Annotated in this window: 1 protein-coding gene and 1 pseudogene; both read left to right on the top strand. The window is 62.1% G+C overall.

All coding sequences use genetic code 11. The annotated features are described in order from the left end of the window. Positions 1-238 (top strand): annotated as a pseudogene (locus tag EIP75_RS24785) (methyl-accepting chemotaxis protein); the annotation flags it as partial. Positions 239-313: 75 nt separating this feature from the next. Next, a partial coding sequence (locus EIP75_RS23760) for an MCP four helix bundle domain-containing protein (RefSeq protein WP_199758690.1) occupies positions 314-1,170 on the top strand: 857 nt, incomplete at its 3' end.

A 1,170-nucleotide genomic window follows, 5' to 3' on the forward strand; every position in this document is an offset into this window, starting at 1 on the left:
AGAGCTGGCCGCCACCGCCGAAGAGATGAGCAACCAGGCCGAGCAGCTCAAGCAGACCATGGGCTTCTTCAAGCTGCAGGGTGGTGCAGTGCAGGCGCGCGCGGTGGCGCCCCCTGCGCGCAGGAACGCCGCCGCACCCAAGAAAACAACCATCGGGCGCCGGTCCGATGCCCAGGCCACATCCGCAGCCAGATCTGACACGGGCGACATCGACGAACGGCATTTCGCGCACTTTTGACACCGGCGCAGCACAAGCGCTCGCCCCCGTCTCATCCGCTACTTCAACCTCTCAGGAGTTCTCATGTTCTCTCAAATGAAACTGGCGACGAAGCTCTTCGGCTCCTTCGTCCTCGTCCTTGCCCTGATGATCGGGCTGGGCACCTATGCCATCGTCCAGCTCGGCACGGTCAATGCCTCGACGGTGGATCTCGCCACCAACTGGATGCCCAGCGTGAAGGACATCCTGTCGAGCAAAGCGAACATCAATCGGATCCGCGTGCTGCAGTTCCGATTGATCGTGGATCAGGATCCCGCGGCGATCGATTCGGCGATCAAGGAATCGAACGAGCGCATCGCGTCCACCCGTGCGCTGTGGGCTGACTACAGCAAGCTGGTGGTGTCGCCAGAAGAGCGGCAACTCTTCGAAACGACCAAGAGCAACCTTGAAGCATTCTTCGCCGCGCATGCCCAGATGATCACCTTGCGTTCGCACAGCAAGACAGAAGAAGCCAAGGCTGTTCTGGACGGTGAAGCACTGAAGTACTACAACGACATTCGCGAAGCCACCGACCGCTTGTCGGAGATGAACATCAACGGCGGCAATCAGGCGGCGGAAGAAGCCGCCAAGGTGTACGGATCGGCCCGCGCGTGGGTGGTGGGCGCCCTCCTTGCCTGCGCCGTGCTCGCCTTGCTGATGGCACTGATGATCACGCGGTCCCTGGTCAAGCAGCTCGGTGGTGAACCTGCCTACGTGGCTGAGATCGCCAACAACGTGGCCAGCGGCAACCTGTCCCTGGCCATCCAGGTCAAGGCAGGAGACACCGGCAGTGTTCTGATGGCCATGAAGACCATGGTCGACCGCCTGTCGCAGGTCGTGAGCGAAGTCAACGGTGGTGCCGAAGCCCTGGCCGGGGCCTCGGAAGAGGTGAGCGCCACGGCCCAGTCGCTGAG

Origin of the sequence: Aquabacterium soli, from assembly GCF_003933735.1 — a bacterium.
In the GTDB taxonomy this organism is placed as follows: Bacteria; Pseudomonadota; Gammaproteobacteria; order Burkholderiales; family Burkholderiaceae_C; genus Aquabacterium; species Aquabacterium soli.